This is a genomic window from Dietzia massiliensis, assembly GCF_018390595.1.
Taxonomy (GTDB): Bacteria; Actinomycetota; Actinomycetes; order Mycobacteriales; family Mycobacteriaceae; genus Dietzia; species Dietzia massiliensis.
In genome coordinates this window covers 1-2,305 of sequence record NZ_JAHBAV010000115.1, presented here as the reverse complement: position 1 = coordinate 2,305, position 2,305 = coordinate 1, and the positions used below count along the sequence as shown (strand labels likewise).

The following is a 2,305-nucleotide window of genomic DNA, read 5'->3' as shown; positions in this document are numbered from 1 at the left end:
GGCTCACCATCCGCCACACGGCCGCCCCCCCCCACCGCCTCGCCACCCCCCCGCGCCCCACCCCCCCCCCCACCGCCCCCCCCTCGCCGCGCCAGCAGTCCTAGATCCACCCGCCCCCGCCGGCGACCCCCGCGGCGACCACGTTGGCCCACGCGCCCTCCCCCCAGCCGGGCGCGGAGCCCCCGACGTTGTCCCTGCGGAGCCGACGGTGGAACTCGTCGACCGCGCCCCGGCCGCCCGCCGCCAGCTCGGCAGCCGTCGCTCCCTTGGGGGCCTGCGCGGCCGGCGACCTCAGCACTGCGGGCGACGAGGCGATCCCCCGGTGGAACAGCCCGGCCGCCAGCGGCGAGGCCAGCAGGCACAGCACGGCACCGCCGCCCGCCGACTGGCCCGACACGGTGACCTGCCCGGGGTCACCGCCGAAAGCCGCGATCTCGTCGCGGACCCACTCCAGCGCCATGATCCAGTCGCGCACCCCGCGGTTGTCCGGGGCGTCGGGGAAAGACGTGAAGCCCTCGACGCCCAGCCGATAGCCCACGGACACCACGACGATCCCCGCCCGGGCGAACGCGGTCCCGTCGAACCACGGTTGATGCGACGACCCCGATTCCCACCCGCCGCCGTGGATCCACACCAGGACCGGATGCCCGGTCCCCTCGGGTGGCGCCCACACGTCCACGTGCAGGATGTCCGTGCCCGCGACGATCGGCTCGGGGATCGCCGGATCCGGATCGAAGCGCAGGCGCTGCGCGGTGGCCGCCGGACGCGTGGCGTCGCGGACCCCGGGCCAGGGGCTCCGCCTGACGGGGGCCGCGAAGCGCAGATCCCCCACGGGGTCCTCGGCATACGGGATGCCGTAGAAGCGGGCCACGTCGCCCAGGTCGGTCCCGCGCACACGGCCGGTGGACACGGTGACCTCGACGGCGCTTCCTGTTCCGGGACGACTCATGGCGTCAGAGTAGCGAGACCGCCCGGATCGGCCGGAAATCCCTGCTACGAAGAACAGATGACGACCGACAGGGATCAGATCATCGAGCAGCTGGCGGACGTCGCGAGCGCGCTGGACACCCGCGACTGGGACGCGCTCGGGGCGCTGTTCACCGAGACCGCGACGGGGTACGGGGCACGGGGCCGCGAGGCGGTCGTCGAGCAGGTCCGCGATCATCTGGGCGGCTGCGGGCCCTCACAGCACCTGCTGGGGAACCACCGCGTCGAACTCGGGCACGAGGGCGACCCGGACCGCGCCCGCAGCCTCACCTACGCCCGCGTGCTGCACCTCGGTGCCGACGACCTCGCGGGACGGTCCTGGGAGTGCTTCGGCGAGTACTCCGACCTGTGGGAGCGCACAGGCGAGGGCTGGCGGATCACCTCACGGCGGTTCGACGTGCGCTTCGACCTCGGCGACCCGAGCGTCCTGCGCCGCGGCTGAGACGGGAAACAGAAGAGGGCCCGCGGCGACAACGCCTCGGGCCCTCTCCGAAGGAGCTCCCCCAATTGGACTCGAACCAATAACCCTTCGATTAACAGTCGAATGCTCTGCCAATTGAGCTATGGGGGATTGCTACCGGCCTTCCGGCTGCTGTGCCGGATACCGAGAAACCACCTTAGTGCGAACCACGCTGAGGAACCAAATCGGCAGGTCACGCGATGTCCGGCGTGGCACCGACCGCCTGCTCCAGCAGGCCGCGCCGGTACTCTTCCAGCGCCACCAGATCACCGAAGAGTGCCGAATACCCCTCCGGGTCCTCCGCCGGACTCATCCGCTGCACCTTGGACTTGAGGTCGGCGATCTGCCCCGACACCCACACCTCCTGAAGGCGCGCGAGCACCCCGGAGATGTAGCGCGGCAACGCCTCCTCCGACACGCGCAACGTCTCCACCGCGAGCACCCCGACCAGACGACGCAGGCCCTCGTCCTCCAGCCCCTGCGACACCTCGGCCACCCAGTTGACGCCGCTCTTGCCGGCCGCACAGCCCCCGGCCCGAGACAGCGCCTCCGCGATCGCCGCGTACGCCGGGTGGGTGTAGCACTCGTCCGGCAGCGAGTCGAACAACGGGCCCGCCAGGCCCGGGTACTGCAGGGCCGCCTTCACCGCCTCGCGTTGGGGCCACAGCACCGGATCACCGGGGGCGGGAATCGGCACGCCTTTCGGCACCTCCGGAGTCCGCGGGGCGTCGCCGCCGCCGACCTCGTCGTCGTCGTACCCCCCTCGACCACGACCCACGCCACCACGCTCGGCCGCGTCCCATCCCGGGCGGGCTCCCCCGCCCGGGATGGGACGCGGCCGAGCGTGGTGGCGTGGGT

The 2,305-nt window shown here is 72.8% G+C and carries 3 protein-coding genes and 1 tRNA gene; 1 reads left to right on the top strand and 3 read right to left on the bottom strand.

Going from position 1 to position 2,305, the window contains the following annotated elements:
- Nucleotides 1–100: 100 nt before the first annotated feature.
- Nucleotides 101–949 carry a carboxylesterase family protein gene (locus KHA85_RS16330; RefSeq protein ID WP_236885831.1) on the bottom strand — a complete coding sequence of 283 codons (849 nt, stop codon included), beginning with the start codon at nucleotides 947–949 and terminating at the stop codon, nucleotides 101–103.
- Nucleotides 950–1,006: 57 nt separating this feature from the next.
- Here KHA85_RS16330 and KHA85_RS16325 point away from each other — a divergent pair, with 57 nt between their 5' ends.
- The gene (locus KHA85_RS16325; protein WP_213186612.1) at nucleotides 1,007–1,429 is read left to right on the top strand and encodes a nuclear transport factor 2 family protein; all 423 of its coding nucleotides are present in this window, start codon (nucleotides 1,007–1,009) and stop codon (nucleotides 1,427–1,429) included.
- Between the two features lie 56 nt (nucleotides 1,430–1,485).
- Here KHA85_RS16325 and KHA85_RS16320 read toward each other — a convergent pair.
- Nucleotides 1,486–1,558 (bottom strand) — tRNA-Asn (locus tag KHA85_RS16320).
- An 82-nt stretch (nucleotides 1,559–1,640) separates the two neighbouring features.
- Nucleotides 1,641–2,305, bottom strand: a 665-nt coding sequence (gene dnaG / locus KHA85_RS16315) for a DNA primase (protein ID WP_498039897.1), incomplete at its 5' end; no start/stop codon positions are given.

What these genes read in the sequence shown, in the direction of transcription:
- KHA85_RS16330 (WP_236885831.1), bottom strand. Translation starts at nt 949, where the DNA reads ATGAGTCGTCCCGGAACAGGAAGCGCCGTCGAGGTCACCGTGTCCACC.
- KHA85_RS16325 (WP_213186612.1), top strand. Translation starts at nt 1,007, where the DNA reads ATGACGACCGACAGGGATCAGATCATCGAGCAGCTGGCGGACGTCGCG.